Annotated in this window: 18 protein-coding genes; 8 read left to right on the forward strand and 10 right to left on the reverse strand. The window is 66.2% G+C overall.

What is annotated here, in order from left to right; genetic code table 11:
- The first annotated feature begins 72 nt into the window (after positions 1–72).
- Positions 73–2,040 (forward strand): putative bifunctional diguanylate cyclase/phosphodiesterase, encoded by a 1,968-nt coding sequence (locus tag ACO056_RS08985; protein ID WP_421854875.1) that lies wholly within the window; start codon positions 73–75, stop codon positions 2,038–2,040.
- A 10-nt stretch (positions 2,041–2,050) separates the two neighbouring features.
- On the opposite strand, the gene ACO056_RS08990 is transcribed toward ACO056_RS08985, so the two are convergent.
- Together ACO056_RS08990 and ACO056_RS08995 are read right to left on the reverse strand one after the other, a co-directional pair.
- Complete coding sequence (locus ACO056_RS08990; RefSeq protein ID WP_421854878.1) at positions 2,051–3,112, reverse strand: phosphotransferase; 1,062 nt, start codon at positions 3,110–3,112, stop codon at positions 2,051–2,053.
- Entirely contained in the window at positions 3,109–4,290 is a 1,182-nt protein-coding gene (locus ACO056_RS08995) for an acyl-CoA dehydrogenase family protein (RefSeq protein ID WP_421854881.1), read from the reverse strand. The genes ACO056_RS08990 and ACO056_RS08995 overlap by 4 nt, the downstream gene beginning before the upstream one ends.
- A 129-nt stretch (positions 4,291–4,419) precedes the next feature.
- Between ACO056_RS08995 and ACO056_RS09000 the strand changes: the two genes are divergently transcribed.
- Both ACO056_RS09000 and ACO056_RS09005 read left to right on the forward strand, forming a co-directional pair.
- Positions 4,420–5,037: a TetR/AcrR family transcriptional regulator gene (locus tag ACO056_RS09000; protein WP_421855421.1), complete on the forward strand. Its 618-nt coding sequence runs from the start codon at positions 4,420–4,422 to the stop codon at positions 5,035–5,037.
- Between the two features lie 61 nt (positions 5,038–5,098).
- Positions 5,099–5,971, forward strand: a complete 873-nt coding sequence (locus tag ACO056_RS09005; protein ID WP_421854884.1) for an alpha/beta fold hydrolase — start codon at positions 5,099–5,101, stop codon at positions 5,969–5,971.
- 5 nt (positions 5,972–5,976) lie between these two features.
- Here the strand turns inward: ACO056_RS09005 and ACO056_RS09010 are convergent, their stop codons facing one another.
- From ACO056_RS09010 to ACO056_RS09025, 4 genes are read right to left on the reverse strand one after another with little or no spacing between them, the layout of a single operon-like run.
- Positions 5,977–7,356, reverse strand: a complete 1,380-nt coding sequence (locus tag ACO056_RS09010; RefSeq protein WP_421854887.1) for an efflux transporter outer membrane subunit — start codon at positions 7,354–7,356, stop codon at positions 5,977–5,979.
- Positions 7,357–7,358: 2 nt separating this feature from the next.
- The gene (locus tag ACO056_RS09015) at positions 7,359–8,480 is read right to left on the reverse strand and encodes an HlyD family secretion protein (protein WP_421854890.1); all 1,122 of its coding nucleotides are present in this window, start codon (positions 8,478–8,480) and stop codon (positions 7,359–7,361) included.
- Between the two features lie 10 nt (positions 8,481–8,490).
- A complete protein-coding gene (locus tag ACO056_RS09020; protein ID WP_421854893.1) occupies positions 8,491–10,170 on the reverse strand; it encodes an MFS transporter in 1,680 nt (559 codons plus the stop codon).
- 39 nt (positions 10,171–10,209) lie between these two features.
- Entirely contained in the window at positions 10,210–10,434 is a 225-nt protein-coding gene (locus ACO056_RS09025) for a hexameric tyrosine-coordinated heme protein (protein ID WP_421854896.1), read from the reverse strand.
- A gap of 403 nt (positions 10,435–10,837) precedes the next feature.
- On the opposite strand from ACO056_RS09025, the gene ACO056_RS09030 reads away from it, so the two are divergent.
- On the forward strand, positions 10,838–11,752 hold the full coding sequence (locus ACO056_RS09030; RefSeq protein ID WP_421854899.1) for a LysR family transcriptional regulator: 915 nt from the start codon (positions 10,838–10,840) through the stop codon (positions 11,750–11,752).
- A 4-nt stretch (positions 11,753–11,756) separates the two neighbouring features.
- On the opposite strand, the gene ACO056_RS09035 is transcribed toward ACO056_RS09030, so the two are convergent.
- From ACO056_RS09035 to ACO056_RS09050, 4 genes are all read right to left on the reverse strand, one after another.
- Positions 11,757–12,182 carry a hypothetical protein gene (locus ACO056_RS09035; protein WP_421854902.1) on the reverse strand — a complete coding sequence of 142 codons (426 nt, stop codon included), beginning with the start codon at positions 12,180–12,182 and terminating at the stop codon, positions 11,757–11,759.
- Between the two features lie 57 nt (positions 12,183–12,239).
- Positions 12,240–12,668 (reverse strand): organic hydroperoxide resistance protein, encoded by a 429-nt coding sequence (locus tag ACO056_RS09040; protein ID WP_421854905.1) that lies wholly within the window; start codon positions 12,666–12,668, stop codon positions 12,240–12,242.
- A 163-nt stretch (positions 12,669–12,831) separates the two neighbouring features.
- Positions 12,832–13,299 carry a carboxymuconolactone decarboxylase family protein gene (locus ACO056_RS09045; RefSeq protein ID WP_421854908.1) on the reverse strand — a complete coding sequence of 156 codons (468 nt, stop codon included), beginning with the start codon at positions 13,297–13,299 and terminating at the stop codon, positions 12,832–12,834.
- A 148-nt stretch (positions 13,300–13,447) separates the two neighbouring features.
- Positions 13,448–14,317, reverse strand: coding sequence for a LysR family transcriptional regulator (locus tag ACO056_RS09050; protein ID WP_421854911.1), 870 nt, complete (start codon positions 14,315–14,317; stop codon positions 13,448–13,450).
- 100 nt (positions 14,318–14,417) lie between these two features.
- Between ACO056_RS09050 and ACO056_RS09055 the strand changes: the two genes are divergently transcribed.
- The 4 genes from ACO056_RS09055 to ACO056_RS09070 all read left to right on the forward strand — a co-directional run bounded on the left by ACO056_RS09055 (position 14,418) and on the right by ACO056_RS09070 (position 17,535).
- On the forward strand, positions 14,418–15,425 hold the full coding sequence (locus ACO056_RS09055; protein WP_421854914.1) for a zinc-dependent alcohol dehydrogenase family protein: 1,008 nt from the start codon (positions 14,418–14,420) through the stop codon (positions 15,423–15,425).
- Positions 15,426–15,540: 115 nt separating this feature from the next.
- Entirely contained in the window at positions 15,541–16,446 is a 906-nt protein-coding gene (locus ACO056_RS09060; RefSeq protein ID WP_421854916.1) for a sugar phosphate isomerase/epimerase family protein, read from the forward strand.
- 35 nt (positions 16,447–16,481) lie between these two features.
- Positions 16,482–16,883 carry a C-glycoside deglycosidase beta subunit domain-containing protein gene (locus ACO056_RS09065; RefSeq protein WP_421854919.1) on the forward strand — a complete coding sequence of 134 codons (402 nt, stop codon included), beginning with the start codon at positions 16,482–16,484 and terminating at the stop codon, positions 16,881–16,883.
- A 49-nt stretch (positions 16,884–16,932) separates the two neighbouring features.
- Positions 16,933–17,535, forward strand: coding sequence for a TetR/AcrR family transcriptional regulator (locus tag ACO056_RS09070; protein WP_421854922.1), 603 nt, complete (start codon positions 16,933–16,935; stop codon positions 17,533–17,535).
- Positions 17,536–17,545 lie beyond the last annotated feature (10 nt).

Genomic DNA, 17,545 nt, shown 5'->3' on the forward strand with positions numbered 1-17,545 from the left:
GTCTGTCTCTTCGGCTGCTCGGTAACCATAAAGCTCGCCCACCGGACCCTGCATTCGCGGGGCTCGACTGGGATGCACTGGCTGTTCCTGACTTCGGTCTGCGCCGGCTTTTCGATCTGGGCGACGCACTTCATCGCGATGCTCGGTTATCGCCCCGGCGTTCCTGTCCGTTTCGATGCCACGCTGACAATCGTCTCGGCGCTCACCGCCATTGCCGGAACCGCCATCGGCCTCGTTCTTGCGCGGATGCGCGGCCGCCTTGCTGCGGCCATCTGCGGCGGCGGCATGATCGGCCTGGCGATCTGCGTGATGCATTATCTGGGGATGTTCGCCTATCGGCCCGACGGGATCGTCCGTTGGCTCCCCGGCTATGTCGCCCTCTCGGTGGTCTGCGCCATGGCTTTCTCCGCCATCGCGGTTGACAGGGTGAGGGCCAAGCACAAGCGGGCCATGGGTCCCGCCTGGGATGCAACGCTGCTCCTCATGGCCGCCATCCTGATCCTCCATTTTGTCGGCATGGCCGCTTTCGTGGTCGTCCCGATCGACGGCATCGGCAGAGGCGCGAACAGCGAAGTGTTCACCGCCATGGCGGCCGCCATCGCAGTCGCCGCCGTCGTGATCGTCGGCACCGGCGTATCGACCCATCTCGTCGAGGAAAGCCGGGTCGAGGTGCAGGACCGCCTGCGGCAGCTTGCCTTGCACGATATGCTGACGGGCCTTTCCAACCGCTACAGCTTCGTCACCCAGCTTGCCGAGGATTGCGAGCGGCTGGTCAGCGGCGGGCAGCCCTTTACCGTCCTGATGATCGATCTCGACCGCTTCAAGGCCATCAACGATACGCTCGGCCATCCGGTCGGCGACCTGCTGCTCAAGACTGTCGCGCTGCGTCTGCGCCGTGCTGCGCGAGCAAGCGATACCGTTGCCCGCATCGGCGGCGATGAATTCGCCATCATCGCCCGCAATGTCGCCAATCGCAGCGAAGCCCGCGTGCTTGCCGAGAAAATCGTCGAATCCTTGTCGTGGCCGTTCATGCTCGAAGGCCATGTCGCCGAAATCGGCGCCAGCGTTGGCGTCACTCTGGCGCCGGCCGATAGCACCGACGCCGAATCGCTCACCCAACAGGCCGATATCGCGCTCTACCGGGCCAAGAACGAAGGCCGCGGCCGGACTTGCCTGTTCGATCCCTCCCAAACGCGCGAGATGCTGGAGCGCTGCGCATTGGAGAACGAACTGCGGCTGGCGTGGTCGAACCAGAGCATCGAGGTCGCCTTCCAGCCGATCCTCGATGTGCGCAGCGCCCGGTTCGCCGGGGCCGAAGCGCTGCTGCGCTGGCGTTCCCCCACGCGCGGCGAAGTGCCGCCCGGCGTGTTCATCCCTGTCGCGGAGGAAATGGGCCTGATTTCCGCGATCGGCGAGATGGTGCTCGAGACGGCCTGCGAAGCCGCCGCCAGCTGGCCGGAAGATCTGGTGGTGTCGGTCAACGTTTCACCGATCCAGATCATGAGCGGGAAGCTGCTCGATCTCGTCCGGCAGGTGCTTGCGCGCAGCGGCTTGCGCCCGGATCGGCTGGTGATCGAGATCACCGAAACCTCGCTGCTGGGGAACGACGACGTGGTGCTGCGGACCTTGCAGGAGCTTCGGGCGCTCGGTCTCCGGATCACGCTCGATGATTTCGGCACCGGCTATTCCTCGCTGGGCTACCTGCACCGCTTCCCGATTGACGCGATCAAGATCGACCGCAGTTTCATTGCCAACCTGCCCGGCGATACCGGCAGTGCCTCGATCGTGCGCGCGATGCTGCAGCTCGGTGCAAACCTGCATCTCGATGTCACAGCCGAAGGGATCGAGAACGAGGCGCAGCTTGCGTATGTCGCGGCGCATGGCTGCACCCATGTGCAAGGCTTCCTGTTCAGCGAACCGCTGGAAGGCGAAACAGTCGCGCTGCTGTTCGAAGGCTACCGGCAGGCCCAGTCCGGCGAGCGGTCTATGGCCAGCGCCCTGAGGGAAGCCCCGCGCCGGGTTTCGATCGTGACGGGATAGGCGTCAGCCGCTACCGCGCGTTTTCCATCGCAGCGCGCGCCAGCGCCGCCAGCCGGGGGAGGGACTCCGCCCGCTCGCGCGCCTGCGCGTTGGAAGCGGTGCCGCGCAGCACGCGGCCCTTGATGCCGTGCATGATCGCCGCCAGCCGGAAGAAATTGAACGCGAGGTAGTAGTCCCAGTTCGCGATGCTTGTCCGCCCCGTTCGCGCACAATAGGCGGCGATGTACTCGGCCTCGGTCGGCAGGCCGAGCGGCACCGGGTCCGCGCCGCCGAGCCCCGCCACGATATCGCCCGGCATGCGGTACATCATCGCGTGATAGGCAAAGTCGGCCAGCGGATGCCCCAGCGTCGAAAGCTCCCAGTCGAGCACCGCCAGCACGCGCGGTTCGGTCGGGTGGAAGATCATGTTGTCGCAGCGGAAATCGCCGTGGACGATTCCGGTCTCGTCGCCCGCGGGGATCGCGGTCGGCAGCCACTCGACCAGCGCGTCCATGTCCGGCAGGCGCCCGGCGAGCTCGTCCTCGAGGTATTGCTTGCTCCACCGCCCGATCTGGCGCGCAAAGTAGTTGCCCGGCCTGCCATAATCGCCAAGCCCCACCGCCTCGACATCGACCGAATGGAGCGCCGCGATCACGCGGTTCATCGCATCGAAGTACGCGGCACGCTCGCCCTTGGGCACTTCGGTAAAGGCCGCGTCCCAGAAAATCCGCCCCTCGACCATGTCCATCACGTAGAACGCGCTGCCGATCACGCTCTCGTCCTCGCAGACCGCGAAGATGCGCGCGGTGGGAACCTCCGTCGCCGCGAGGCCCTGCTGCACCCGCGCCTCGCGCAGCACGTCATGCGCGCCTTTCAGCAGCGGGCCCGGCGGTTTGCGGCGCAGCACATAGCGCTGGCCCGGCGTGGTCAGGCGGTAGGTCGGGTTGGACTGCCCGCCATTGAACTGTTCCACCGTCAGCGGCCCAGCAAAGCCCTCGACATGGGACGCCATCCACGCCCCGAGCGCCGCCTCGTCAAACGCGACGCGGACCTTGCCCGCGCCGGTATTCGCAGCCGCCAGATCAGCCGTCATTGCGCGGCCTTCCAGTCACGCCGCAGCTTCTTGGCGAGGCTCCACTTGTGGACCTCGGTCGGGCCATCATAGATGCGGAACGCGCGCACTTCGCGGAACATCATCTCGACAATGGTCTTGTCGGTCACGCCGAGCCCGCCCATCACCTGCACACACTTGTCGGCAATCCGCATCAGGGCTTCCGAGACCGCCACCTTGGTCATCGAGCTTTCGACAGTGCCCAGCGAGCCGGTATCGAGCACCCCTGCGCACCAGTCGATCATCAGTTCGCACTGCTTGATGTCGATCATGTTCTCGGCGAGCATGAAGCCCACGCCCTCGTGGTCGATCAGCGTCTTGCCGAAGGCCATGCGGCGGTTGGCATAGTCGGTCGCGATTTCCTGCGCGCGCATGCAGCCGCCCAGCCAGCGCATGCAGTGCGAGAGCCGCGCGGGGGAGAGGCGGATCTGCGCGTATTTGAAGCCTTCGCCGGCATCGCCCAGCATCTGGTCAGCGGGTATGCGCAAGTTGTCGATGGTAATTTCGGCGTGGCTGCCGGGCATCGAACTGTCGATGGTGTTGGGCACGCCGGTGATCTGGATCGCCGGATCGGGCAGGTCGACAAGGAACATGCAGGCGCCGCCCTTGCTGTCCGGATCCTCGGACTTCGCCATCACGATGCCCACCTTGGCGCCTTCTGCCCCGGTGATGAAGCACTTCTTGCCGTTCACCACCCAGTGGTTGCCATCCTTGCGGCAGGTGGTGAGCATCATCGATGGGTCTGCGCCCGCGCCGTTCAGTTCGGCCGGTTCGGTCATCATGAAGGCTGAGCGCGCGCGGCCTTCCACCAGCGGCCTCAGGAACCGTTCCTTGAGCTCCGGGCTGCCGACATGGCCGATGAGGTACATGTTGCCCTCGTCCGGCGCCTGCGTGTTGCAGGCCAGCATCCCCAGCGGGGTGAGGCCCGACTTGATCAGGATCACCGCCGTCTCGCGCTGGTTGAAGTGGCTGCCGTCGGGCCGGATATGCGGGGTGAGCACGCCTGCCGCGCGCGCCAGTTCGCGCATTTCCATCACGAGTTCGTCGGTCGGCGCACCGTGATGGTCGCGGCGCGGGTCCTGCTCGTAGGGGAAGATCGCAGTCCTCACGAATGCCTCGACCTTCGCTGCCATTTCCAGCGCTTCGCTGCTGATCGTCATGTCCTCGAGCCTTCCTCTGGATTGGCGTGTTCCGGGGCAGATGCCACGAATCAAGGGCTATTTCGCCTGTATTTTTTACGCATGAGTAGATTGCATGCGCTCAAGTTTTCCGTCAACTTCAACCGCACGATGCAGCCCGCTCAATCGCCTTTCCCAACGCCGGAAGAAAAACGCTCCGCGCGTGAGGCAAAGCGCGCCGCAGTGCTGCGCGCGGCGGTGCAGATGTTCAACGAACGCGGCTTCCACCAGACTTCGCTCGACGATGTCGCGGCGCGGCTCGGCATCTCCAAACCCACGATCTACCACTACCTTGGCAACAAGGATCAGGTGCTGCTCGAATGCGTCTCGATCGGGCTTGGCCAGCTGATCGAAGCTGCCGAGCAATCGCGCGCCCGCGCAGGGACCGGCGCGGACCGCCTGATCGCGTTCCTCGTCCGCTTTGCCGAGGTCAACATGGACGATTTCGGCCGCTGCGTGATCCGCACCGGCGACGAAGCGCTCGCGCCCGAAAGCCGCAAGCGCTTCCGCGCGCTCAAGCGCCAGATCGATGCGGACTTGCGCGGGCTGATCGAAGCGGCCGTGGCCGATGGCTCGATTGCCCCGTGCGATGTGAAGCTCACCGCCTTCACGCTCGCCGGCGCGCTCAACTGGCCTGCCCGCTGGCACGAGCCCGCTGGCGCGCTGGCGCCGGAGGATATCGCCCGGCAAATGGTCGGCATTCTCGCGCAAGGGTTCCTCCCGCGATGATGCCGCCGCCCGCTCGCAGGCATGGACCTGTGCCTACCATCTCGATTGAAAGCCGCCGGATATGAGCCAGGACACCCCCACCGCCGCACCGCCCGCGCGGCTGCTCCGCATCGCCTCGCACGATGATCTCGTGCTTGCCGCCGATGATCTGGGGCCGCTCGAAGCACCGGTCGTGATCCTCCTCCATGGCGGCGGACAGACCCGGCACAGCTGGTCGGGCGCCGCCACTGCGCTCGCCCGGCGCGGCTACCGGGTGATCAATTTCGATGCGCGCGGCCACGGTGAAAGCGAGTGGTCTGCCCATGGCGCCTACTCGCTCGATGACCGCGTCGCCGATCTCAAGGCGATTGTCAGCGAGATCGATCGGCCCTTCGCGCTGGTCGGGGCCTCGCTTGGCGGGGCAACCTCGATCCACGCGGCCGCACAGACCCTGCGCCCTGCTTCGCTGGTGCTGGTCGATATCGTCCCGCATCCCGAGCCCGAAGGGATCAGCCGCATCGTCAACTTCATGCGCGCCCATCCGGACGGGTTCGCCACGCTGGACGAAGCTGTCGATGCCGTCGCGGCCTACAATCCGGAACGCCCGCGCCCGCGCGATCCCGGCGGCCTGATGCGCAATCTGCGCCAGCGCGAGGACGGCCGGCTCTACTGGCACTGGGATCCGCGGATCGTCTCGCACCGCCCGGAGGACTTCCACGACCTCGTGCGCAAATCAGCCGCAGTGCTTCCGCAAACCGGCGTGCCGGTCCTGCTGGTGCGCGGCCTCAAGAGCGATGTCGTCAGTGATGCGGGCGTCGCCGCGTTCCGCGCCCTCGTGCCCGCTCTCGAAGTAGCCGATGTCGGCGGCGCCGGGCACATGGTGGCCGGTGATCGCAACGATGCTTTCAACGAGGCGGTGATCGCCTTCCTCGAACGGAATATGCCGGCCGAGTAAGCCGCCTACTTGCCCGATAGCGTCTCCGGCCCGGTCCAGCCGCCGCCCAGTGCCTGATAGAGCTGCACGCGCGCCGTCAGCGCATCGGTTTCGAGGCTGACCAGCGCGAGATCGGCACTCAGCAAGCCGCGCTGCGCATCGAGCTGTTCGAGATAGCCCGAATAGCCTGCGCGGTAGCGGTTGGTGGCAAGGCGCAATCCCTCGGCCAGGGTGTCGCGCTGGTGGCGGGCCAGCGCGATCTGATCGTCAACGCCCTTGATGAACGCCAGCGCGTCCTCCACCTCGCGGAAACTCTGCAGCACGGTGCGGCGATACGCGAAGGCGGCCTGATCGCGCTGTCCGGCGGCGACTTCCACCCCGGCGCGAAGCCGCCCGCCAGCAAAGATCGGCGCAAGCGCGCTGCCGCCCGCCTGCCACAGCGTGATCGGATCGGCGAGCAGGCTCGAAATCGCAAGGCCCCCGCTCAGCCCGAGGCGCAGTTGCGGCAGGAACCGCTTGCGCGAGGCGGAAAGCGCAGCATCGCTCGCGGCAAGCTGGTCTGCCGCCTGCGCAATATCCGGACGGCGTTCCAGCAGCGCCGAGGGCAGCCCCGCCGGAACCGCAGGCACCGCAAGGCTGGCAAGCGGCGCGCCGCGTTCGATCGGCCCCGGCGTGTCTCCGGCAAGCTGGCTCAGGCCGTCCTCGCTGCGCCGGATCGCGGTTTCGATCTGCGGGATGATCTGCGCGGTCGCATCGTATTCGGCGCGGGCCTGTTGCAGCTCCAGCTTGGGCGAATACCCGGCCCGGTCGCGCGATTGGGCGATGCGCAGCGAATCCGCGCGGGCCGCCAGCGTTTCCTTCGCCACGCGCAGCCGCGCATCGAGCCCGAGCAGCGCGATATACTGGCTGGCAGCCGCACCCGCCACCGCAAGCCGCACGCTGTCATGCGCAGCCTGGCTCGCAAGGAAGGCCGCGCGCGAGGCCCGCACTGAATCGGCGATCCTGCCGAACAGGTCCACTTCGTAGCCCGCGCTCAATTGCGGCTGGGCAAAGTCCTGATTGAGCGGCGTGCCGAACGCGCTGACCGTGCGCGAATGGCCTGCGGCAATCCCGGCGTCGAGCGTTGGGAGGAGCTGCGAGCGAGCCAGCGCCACATTGGCCCGCGCCTCGCGCACGCGCCCCGCGGCAATCGCGACATCAGGATTGCCCGCGATCGCACGTTCGACGAGCCGGGCAAGCGCCGGATCACCGAACGACTGCCACCACTGCGCATCGACCGGTCCCGCGTCCTGATCGGCGGGGCTGCGCCACGCGGCAGGAGGCACCACCGGCACCACGGCCTGCGGCTTTCCGCCCGGAGCGCAGGCACCCAGCAGCAGGATAGGCAGAAGAAGAGCCGCGCGCATGCTCATTCCCCCTTCGCGCGGGTATCGACCGACACTTCGACCGACATGCCCGGCCGCAGCCGCCGCGCCGCCGTCTGGCCGGGATCGACGCCGATGCGCACTGCGATCCGCTGCGCCACCTTGACGAAGTTGCCGGTCGCGTTGTCCGCCTTGATCACTGCGAATTCGGACCCGGCGGCGGGGGAGATGTTCTGCACATGGCCGGTCAGTTCCCGCCCGCCCAGTGCGTCGACCTTGAAGGTCGCAGGCTGGCCGACCGCCATGCCGCGCGTCTGGCTTTCCTTGAAATTGGCGACGATCCACGCATCGCGGGGCACCAGGAACACCAGTTGCGTCCCCGGCGTGACATAAGCGCCGTTGCGCACGCCGATCTCGGAAAGCTGGCCGTCCACCGGCGCGCGGATCACGGTGTTTTCCAGATCGATCTGCGCCAGCCGCAGCTGCGCCTTCGCCGCCTCGACTGCGGCGCGAAGGCCGTCCCGCCCGACGACCACGGTGCGCACGTCCTGCGTTCCGATAGCGCGCCCGGCCTCGGCCTGGCGCACCCCGGCTTCCGCCGCAAGCAGCGCCGCGCGCGTCTGATCGCGCTCGCGCTCGGAAATCGAGCCATCGGCTACCAGCGAATCGGCGCGCTTCATATCGGCCCGGGCGCGATCGAGCTGCGCGCGGGCATTGGCGATGCCGGCATCCTGGCTCAGCGTCGCCGTCTCGCGCGAACGCTGCGCCTGCGAGGAATTGGCGAGCGCGGCTTCCTGCGCGGCGACATTGGCCTCAGCTTGCGCAACGCGGGCGCGGTAGATGCGGTCATCGATAGTGGCGATGACTTGCCCGGCCTTCACTTCGGTGAAGTCCTGCACCGGCACCGATGTCACATAGCCGTTCACTTGCGGGCTGATGATCGTCACCCGCCCGCGCACATAGGCATTGTCGGTCACTTCGGTGAGGCCGGCAAACGGCGGCAGGCGCCACGCGTAGAGCAAGGCCGCGATGGCGATGAGGGCCACCACGATGATCACCGCAATCGTCGTGCGGCTCTTGGCGGGTGGGTTCCAGCCCTCGGGGCGCGTGGCCGCGACTTGCGGATCGGCGGCAGAGCCGGGCGGAGATTGGGTGGTTTCGGTCATGACAAGGGCCTCATGGCTTTGGCTGCGCGGCTGCATTCGCAGCCTGCGCCATTTTCTGCTGGAGCAGGATGACGGGGGAGGGCTCATGCCGACGCCAGATCGACCAGCGGATGGCAAGGCCCCATAGCTCGGTCAGCAGCGCAAGCGCGCCGACCAGCAGGAACACATCGTTGAAGGCGAGGATATTGGCCTCACGCGCGACTTGCTGCGCGACAAGCGCGCCGCCTGCCGCACCGCGCAGCGCCGGATCGCCCTGGGTCTGCGCAAGCACGCCCGCACTGCCGCGCATCCGGCCCGCGACGACCGGATCGGTCATCACGATCGACTGCACCAGCTCGTGCGAATGATACTTCTCGCGCTCGATCTGGAAGGTGCCGAGCAGCGAAGTGCCCACCAGCCCGCCCAGGCTCTGGCTCATCGCGAAGATCACGACGAAGCTGATGAAGTGCTTCGGCCCCGCCAGCAGCGTGCGCGAGATGCCGATCACCATGGCCTGCGCCAGAAACATCAGCGAGGCAAAGCCGATCAGCGCTTGGCTGAAATAGAGGTTTTCCGGCCGCGTCAGGTTGGTCGCCGATGCATCGATGAACGCGCCGACCGCGATCAGCAGCACCGCGAAGTTGATCGGTGCGGTGAGATTGCCGGGCCGGAACGTCAGCACGGCAGTCGCGAGCCCGGCGAGCGAGGCCGCCACGACGATCAGGTTGAGCGTTATCATCTGGTCGTTGTTCATCCCCACCACATTCAGCAGCCCGATCGAGCCGAACGCCTGTTCGGACAGGAGGATGCGGATCGAGGCAGCAATGAGGATCAGCCGCACGAGGTGGCGCGTGCCGAGCCAGCGGGTCTGGATCAGGGGATTGGCCCGCAGATGCTCGACCACCAGCGCAGCGCCGATCAGCGCAACGCTCAGCACCAGCGCGATCCCCATCCAGGGGCGCTCGGTCCACCATTCGATGCGCCCTTCCGAAAGCACCGCGACAAGCAGCCCAACGCCCGGCGCAAATAGCGCGAAGGTGAGGAAATCCAGCGGCTCGAACACTTTCTCGCGCTCGCTCGGTGGCAGCGGCAGTGCCATTACGGCCGAAAGGGTGGCCAGCGCCAGCCCCAGTTCGAACCAGTAGAGCATGTGCCAGTCCCCCCAATCGAGCAGCCGGGGGGACAGCGCACGGGCGAGCGGCGTGGCGAGCTGCGGCACGCAGATGCCGATCATCGCACCCGCCAGCCGCCGGGGCGCGGACATGCTCTGCATGAAGTAGAGGATCGTCAGCGTGGAAAGGCCGCTCGCCGCAATGCCGCTGATCGCGCGCACGGCCACCGCCGACCAGAAGTCATGCACGAACAAGTGGAGCAAGGTGGAAAGCGCATAGACCGCGAGCATCCAGCGGATGAACGGCTGCAAACCGAACTGCTGGCGGTACTTCACCAGCAGCAGGTTGGACGGCACGTTGGTCATGAAATAGGCCGCCGTCAGCCAGGTCGCCTCATCGCTGTAGAGCCCCAGCGAGCCTTGCGCGAAATTGAGGTTGACGAGGGTCAGCGCGTTGCCGAGCCCGCCGGTGATCCCCACCAGCGCGCCGATGGCAAAATAGCCGCGCCGGCGCCACACCGGATGAGCCGGATTGGCGGGCGAGCCGGGCAGGGTCGGCCGTTCGTGCGGCTTGAAGACATAGGGTGCCTCCTCAGTCATCACGGCGCTCCTTCATGCCTGCCCGGTTCGCAGCCGAGCTCAGCGCCAATAGCCATTGGCAGCGGCGATCGTCTGGAAATTCACCGCCACGACATGGGATGAGGCGATGAGTGCATTGGCGTCTTCCTCATAGATCGGGCGCAGCTTCTGGCGCACTTCGTCGGAAGGCTGGGTCAGCTTCACCGCCATGCGCGAAAGCTTCATCGCCAGGGCAAAACCCTCTTCAGGGGTCGCGGTCACGAGTGTTTCAAGCCAGGTGGTCATCATCGGTCTCCTTCGATGCGGGGTAAAAACGAAGTGTTATCGATGCCGGCCTGACTCGCAGGTTTCGGCGGCTTTTTTACTGTATTTCGCGAAACTTGGCTCGCCGAAAATCAGGCGGCGAAGCGGCTGTCCCGGCTTTGGGGCGGCACTTGCCGATCAAGCCGGGAAAAGGCCCGCTTGAGGAAAGCGCCTGTCAGGATGCCCATCGCGTTGTCTCCAAATGAGGGGCGGGTCCTGCCGCGATCCCCTTGTCTGATCTCCAGTTAAACCCGATCGCCGCCGAGGGTTATCGACCAGCGCGGCATTTGATTGTTGCCGGAAACAGACCAATATGCGCTGCACCCGATTTGCAATCTGGCGAAGCTGTGGGTGGCGCATCCGGGAGCTTGCCGCTTTGCCGCACATGCCTGATTTTGAAGCCTGGGCGATCTTCGCCAAAGTTGCCGAGCGCGGCAGCTTCAGCCAGGCGGCCGAAGAGCTGGGCCTTGCCAAGACCACCGTCTCGAAAGCGGTGACGCGGCTGGAAGAGCGGATGCGGACAACCCTGCTGCACCGCACGACCCGGTCCCTGTCGCTGACCGAAAGCGGGCGCCTGTCGCTCGAACGTGCCGCGCGCATCCTTGCCGATGGCGCTGCGGTCGAGGCCGAGATTCTTGAGGAAGCCGCGATCCCGCGCGGGCTGATCCGCCTTGCCAGCACCACCGCGTTCGGCATCCAGCAACTCGCCCCGCTGCTGCCCGAATTCATGGCGCGCTATCCCGAGATCGAGGTGGATTTCGAACTGACCGACCGCCGCATCGACCTCATCACCGAAGGGGTCGACGTCGTGCTGCGCGCCGGGCCGGAGCCGGATTCATCGCTGCGCATCAGCAAGCTGTTCGCGTTTCGCGTGCCGCTCGTCGCTTCGCCCGCCTATTTCGATAAGCACGGCCGCCCCGAACATCCGGCGGATCTGACGCGCTTTCCGGCGTTGGTCTTCACGCATATCGCGGGCGCGGAGGCCTGGCACTTTCGCCATGCCGTCCACGGAGAAGTCACTGTGCATGTAGATGGACCGTACCATGTGAACAACGGTGTTGCAGCGGTTCCAGCGCTGGTCGCAGGGCTCGGCATCACTGCGCTGCCCGAGGCCTATGTTTCCGAGGAACTCGCCGATGGCCGCCTTGAAGAAGTGCTCAAGGACTGGCCGGTGCGGCCTGCTCCGGTCCATGTCGTCACGCCTCCCGGCCGGGCGCGGCCTGCCCGGGTGCGCGTGCTGCTCGATTTCCTGCGCCAGCATTTCGCGACGAAATCCTGGGCCGTGGGGATCGAGACCTGAAGCATCAGATCGCGAAGCGGAAGACGATCCCGATCGCGGTGACAGCGCATGCAATGGTGAGCGGGATCGACAGGATCTGGACCAGCGCGGCCCGTCCGCCGACATGGCCGGTCCAGGTCTCGATGCCATCGGCCATGAACTTGGCCATGCTGAGGCGGCCAGACCGGCTTTCCGTTTTCAGGAAAAGGGAAGGGACCGTCAGGTACATCACCACATAGCCCGTACTGATGACCACCATCATGGCAGCGTCTGCGGACCGCATGAACAGCGCAAGGAACGCGGCCATGATCGCGCCGTAGGAACCAAGGATCATCAGCCCGATTTCGCTCGGCAGATCAGGCACGGCGGCCTCGCTCATCATCGGCGGGCGGACAAACGGGGTGGCGGCCGCGGGCTCGGCCACAACAAATCCATCATGAAGGGCGTACATCGTCTCTCTCCTCAGGCGGTGTCCGCGCCAGAGCCGTGGCTCCGGCGCGGGGCGGGTTCAGGCAATCGTGATGCGAACATCCACATTGCCGCGCGTGGCGTTGGAATAGGGGCAGGCCTGGTGAGCGGCCGCGACGATGCGTTCCGCCGCCTCGCGCTCCAGCCCGGGCAGGTCGACCGCCAGCGCAATATCGAGCGCAAAGCCGGGGCCGCGCTCGTTGGGTCCGATGCCGACCGTCGCGGTGACGTTGGCGTCGGCGGGGATCACCGCCTTGGCCTGCGAGGCGACGAACTTGATCGCCGAAAGGAAGCAGGCCGCATAACCAGCCGCAAAGAGTTGCTCCGGATTGGTGCCCGCTGCGCCGTCGCCGCCAAGCTCGCGCGGCGTCGCAAGCTGCACGCGCAGCGTTCCGTCGGCGCTGGCGGCTGAACCGCTGCGCCCGCCGATGGCGGTGGCCTGCGTCTGGTAGAGTATCTTCATGGTCATTGTCCTTTTGGCCGGGAGAAGGGGTGCACACACCCGGACGTCAGCCGGGAGGGGGGGAGTGGGGGGACGCCCGGATGTGTGCGAGGGAAAGAGTAGTCATATGGCGCGCGCGCGATAATCCGCCCCGCCAGCATTTCATTGGTGACGAAGCTGCACCAATTGCTCAGGCAGCTCTTGCCAGCGCAGCAACTGCACCAGGCACGGCGCGGAAGGCGATGCCGAGCCGGTTGTATGCGTTCATCAGGCCGATCGCGATGGTGAGGTCGGTCAGCTCCCGCGCGCCGAACACTGCGTTCGCGGCCGCGAAATCGGCATCGGGCACGCCGCTGTCGGCTACGCGCGTAACGCTTTCGGCCCAGCCGAGCGCGGCGCGTTCCTCGGTGCTGAACAGTGCGCCTGCCTCGCGCCACACGGCGAGCAGCGCGATCTTTCCGGCTGACACGCCGCGCCTCGCAAGGTCGGCGGTGTGCATGTCGATGCAATAGGCGCAGCCGTTGATCTGGCTCACGCGCAGATAGACGAGATCGAGCAAGCCTGCGTCGAGGCCGGACTGCATGATGTGGCCGTAGACCTGGCCAAGCGCCTTGATCCCTGCAGGGCTGGCGGCGGTATAATCGAGACGTGCGGACATGGCGGGGTTCCCATTCTGATGCGGGCCACCGGTCGGCGGCTCTGCCAGTATGGATAGGCCGCTGCGGCGCCGAAGATTAGAACCAGTTCGCCAACTCACTTGTGCCAGCCGAAGCGATAATCTGCCGGAGGGCAGCAGCCCGGCAAACTCACCCCGCCGCCAGTCGCTCAATGAGCAGGTCAACCAGCGCGCGCAGGCGCGGCAAGCGCTTGAGGTCGCGGTGGTAGCCCAGCCAGGTGTCCCGCGTGGGCGGGCAGGGGCCAAGGTCGAGTGCTTCGATGCCCTCGATCGAATCCCCCAGCGGCCTCGGCAGAACTGCAAGGCCGGTCCCCCGCGCGCAAAGCTCCGCCTGGATTTCGCGGCTGTTGCTGCGCGCGGCGATCCTCGCGCCGGGAAGCGTCCGCAGCAGCCACTCGACGTCCGGCATCGCTCCGAAGGCGGTGTCCATGACCACGACAGGATAAGGCTCGGCCTCGCCCGCACGGGGGCGCCAGCGGCCTGCTTCGCCGTAGACCGCGTAGGGCACGGTCATCAGCCTGCGTGCGATGACTTCCGGTTCGTCGAATCCGGTAATCCGGAACACCAGATCGGCCTCGCGCCGGCCAAGGCTGTAGACCCGCTGGTCGGTCAGCGTCTCGACGATCACCCCGGGATGGAGCCGGCTGAATTCGGCAAGCACCGGGGCCAGCACGATGCGGCCGAACCAGTCGGAGCAGGTCAGCCGCAGCATGCCTTCAAGGCCGCCGCTGCTCCCCGCAAGCTCGCGCGAGAGCGCCTGCGCGTCCGCTTCCATCCGCTCGGCGTGGCGCAGCAGGACCGCGCCCTCGTCGGTCAGGATGAAGCCATCGGCAGTGCGCTGAAACAGCGTGAGCCCCATCGCCGCTTCCAGCGCGCGCAACCGGCGGCCCATGGTCGGCTGCGATTGCCCCAGCTTCCGCGCCGCGCCGCCAAGCGTGCCTTCGCGCGCGATTGCCAGAAAGATCGGCAGATCGCTCCACTCCATCGGCGGGCTTGTCATCACGGACATCCATTCAAAAGTGTATGAGTATCATGCATTCATTTGGATTTTCGTTCAACTCTGACGGGTCCATTTTCCTCGCATCAAGAGGAGAAAGACCATGATCGCTTCCACTTCAATGCTCGCAGCGCTTGTTGAAACCAATGGCGGCCCCTTCACCGTGCGCGAAATCGCCAAGCCTGTCCCGCGCGCCGGCGAAGTCCTCGTCCGCGTGGCTGCCGCCGGGACCAATCCGCTCGATACCAAGATCCGCGCCGGCGAAGCGGCCCACGCCCGCCATCCGCTGCCGGCCGTGCTCGGGATGGACCTTGCCGGCGTGGTCGAGGCCGTCGGCGCGGGGGTCGACGCGTTTGCGCCGGGTGACGAAGTCTACGGCTTCACCGGCGGTGTCGGCGGGATGCAGGGATCGCTGGCGCAGTTCGTCTCCGCCGATGCGCGGCTGCTCGCGCACAAGCCCGCCAATCTCTCGATGCGCGAGGCTGCGGTGCTGCCGCTGGTGGTGATCACCGCGTGGGAAGGCCTCGTCGACCGTGTCGGCATCCGCGAGGGGCAGACCGTGCTCGTGCAAGGCGGTGGCGGCGGGGTCGGCCATGTTGCCGTGCAGATCGCACTGGCGCGCGGAGCCAAAGTTTTCGCCACCGCGTTTGGCGAGGATCTCGCCTATGTCCGCAGCCTCGGCGCCGTGCCGATCGATGCCACCTGCGATATTGCGAGCTACGTGGCCGAGCACACAGCCGGGAAGGGCTTCGACGTCGTCTATGATACGCTGGGCGGCAACGTGCTCGATGCCTCATTCAAGGCAGTGGCCCGCTTCGGCCATGTGGTGAGCTGCCTCGGCTGGGGCACGCACGCGCTCGCGCCGCTGTCGTTCAAGCAGGGGACCTATTCCGGCGTCTTCACGCTCCACGCCCTGCTGGCCGACGAAGGGCGCGCCCACTACGGCGAGATCCTTGCCGCCGCAACGCAGCTGGCCGAAAGCGGCCAGCTCCTCCCGCGCCTCGATCCGCGCATTTTCGCGCTCACCGAAGCCGATGCCGCCTATGATGCCGTCCTCGGGCGTAATGGTGCGCAGCGCCAGAAGGGCAAGATCGCCATCTCGATTGCCTGACCAGCCCGCACGCCATTGCCGGCTTGCGCTCAATTTAATCAGCGATTAGATAATATGTCGGCGGCACCCGGCCGCCGACATATTGCGCCGCGTGCGCGCGGGGATTTTGCGGAACATGGGCTCTCTCAAATACGGCGTCTCGGTCTACAGCTACGTCAACGATTATGGTTCGGTGATGACGCTGGAAGATGCCTTCGATCACATCGCCGATACCGGCGCCACCGGCATCGAAATCCTCGGCGAAGGCCAGATCGAAGGCTATCCCGAACCGTCATCCGCCTGGCTCGATCACTGGTTCGGCCTCGTCGATCGCTACAAGCTCGAGCCCACCAATTTCTGCGCCTGGGTCGATAACCGCATCACCCTCACGCGCAATCTCACCGTGGCAGAAGGCGCGGCCGAACTCGCGCGTGATCTGAGGCTTGCGCACCGGCTCGGCTTCAAGTTCCTCCGCCCCAAGTTCGGCGTGACGTCGCACGAGCTTGATCCCGATCCGCAGTGGCAGGCCTACGTCGAGCGCAATCTCGATCTCGCGCACCAGCTTGGCGTGGTGATCTGCCCGGAAATCCATTCGCCCACGCCGATCAAGCACCGCGTCACCGATGGCTACATCAATTTCATTGAGCGGACGGGTACGCAGAACTTCGGCCTGATGATCGATACCGGCATCTTTCAGGATCGCCCGCTCACGCACTGGGGTTCGCACCAGATCAACGAAGAGGCGCGCAAGCACATGGCGTTCCTCAATGGCATCAAGGTGCCGCCCGAACAGTTCCTCGATATCGCCCGCTACGTCGTGTTCATCCAGGCCAAGTTCCACGATATCGACGACAGCCTCGAAGACCTCAACATCCCGTGGCGCCCGGTAATGTCTGCGATCTTGCGCTCGGGCTACTCTGGCTGGCTTTCGAGCGAATACGAAGGGCTGCGCAGCCCGTGGCGCGCGATCGATCAGGTCCGCCGCCAGCAGGTGCTGCTCCGCAAGCTGGAGCGCGAATTCCATGAGGGCAAGCTCGCCTGAGCGCCCGCCACGCCCGTATTCCGAGGAACACCCCCATGCTCGAACACCAGCTCATCCAAAGCACCGGCTTCCGCAACATCGGCCCTGTCGGCGCGCGCACCGGCTTTGCCGTGCGCATCCGCATCCCCAATTACCACGGCACGCGCCTTTCGCAGCTTGATGGCTTCACTGTCACCGTCGATGGCGAGGTCTTCCCCTTCGAACAGAACAGCCTCGGCATCCGCGACGAAGTCTACACCCTCGCCGAACTGCGCGAGGAAACCACTGCGCGCTGGGGGCTGCTCGAATGGGGCGAAATCCTCGTCGACAAGCCCGGCGGCCTCGAGGCCGGCATCCACCATGTCGAAGTGCTTGCCCGCATTCGCTATTCGTATTTCCCGCCCGACGTGCACATCTTCCCGATGCACGAAGCCCGCCTCGCCACGCTCTGCGCATAGCTGGCACCTCGCTGCAAACGTGGTAGGACTGCGCCGACCGGGAAGGTGCATGTCGACGAAAAAGCCGTACCACAAGGAGGATCTCAGGGGCGATCTGCTCAAGGCCGGGCGGGCCTGGGTGGAAGCAAACGGCCATCTGGGGCTCTCGATGCGCATCCTTGCGCAGCAGGTCGGCGTCTCGCCCGGCGCGCCTTACCACCATTTCCCGGATCGGCGCTCGTTCCTCCTCGCGCTCGCGCTCGATGGCTTTCGCGAAATGCTCGCCCGATCGGATGCAGTCGCCGCGGGGCAGCATCACCCGGCGGCCAAGCTGCGCGCGCTAGGCACGGAGTTCATCCGCTTTGCCGAGGAAAACCCGCATCTCGTTGATCTGATGTACGAAAGCGAGCTTACCAGCCCGGCGCTCGATCCGGAATTGCTCGCCTACCAGCAGCTCGGCCACGCCGCCGTGCGCGCGGAAGTCGCCGCCAGCATGCCCGGCCTCGATGCCGAAGCGACCGCCCTGCGCACGCTTGCATTCTGGTCCGCGATCTACGGGTTCGCCTCGATGCGCCGCAAAGGCGTGATCCGCGCCGTCCCCGGCGCCGTGATAGCCGGCGATCTTGCCGAGGCGATTGCCGAGCGCGCCATCGTCGCCGCGCTGGCGCCCTGAAGGAATACCC

It is taken from the genome of Novosphingobium sp. (assembly GCF_965228995.1).
In the GTDB taxonomy this organism is placed as follows: Bacteria; Pseudomonadota; Alphaproteobacteria; order Sphingomonadales; family Sphingomonadaceae; genus Novosphingobium.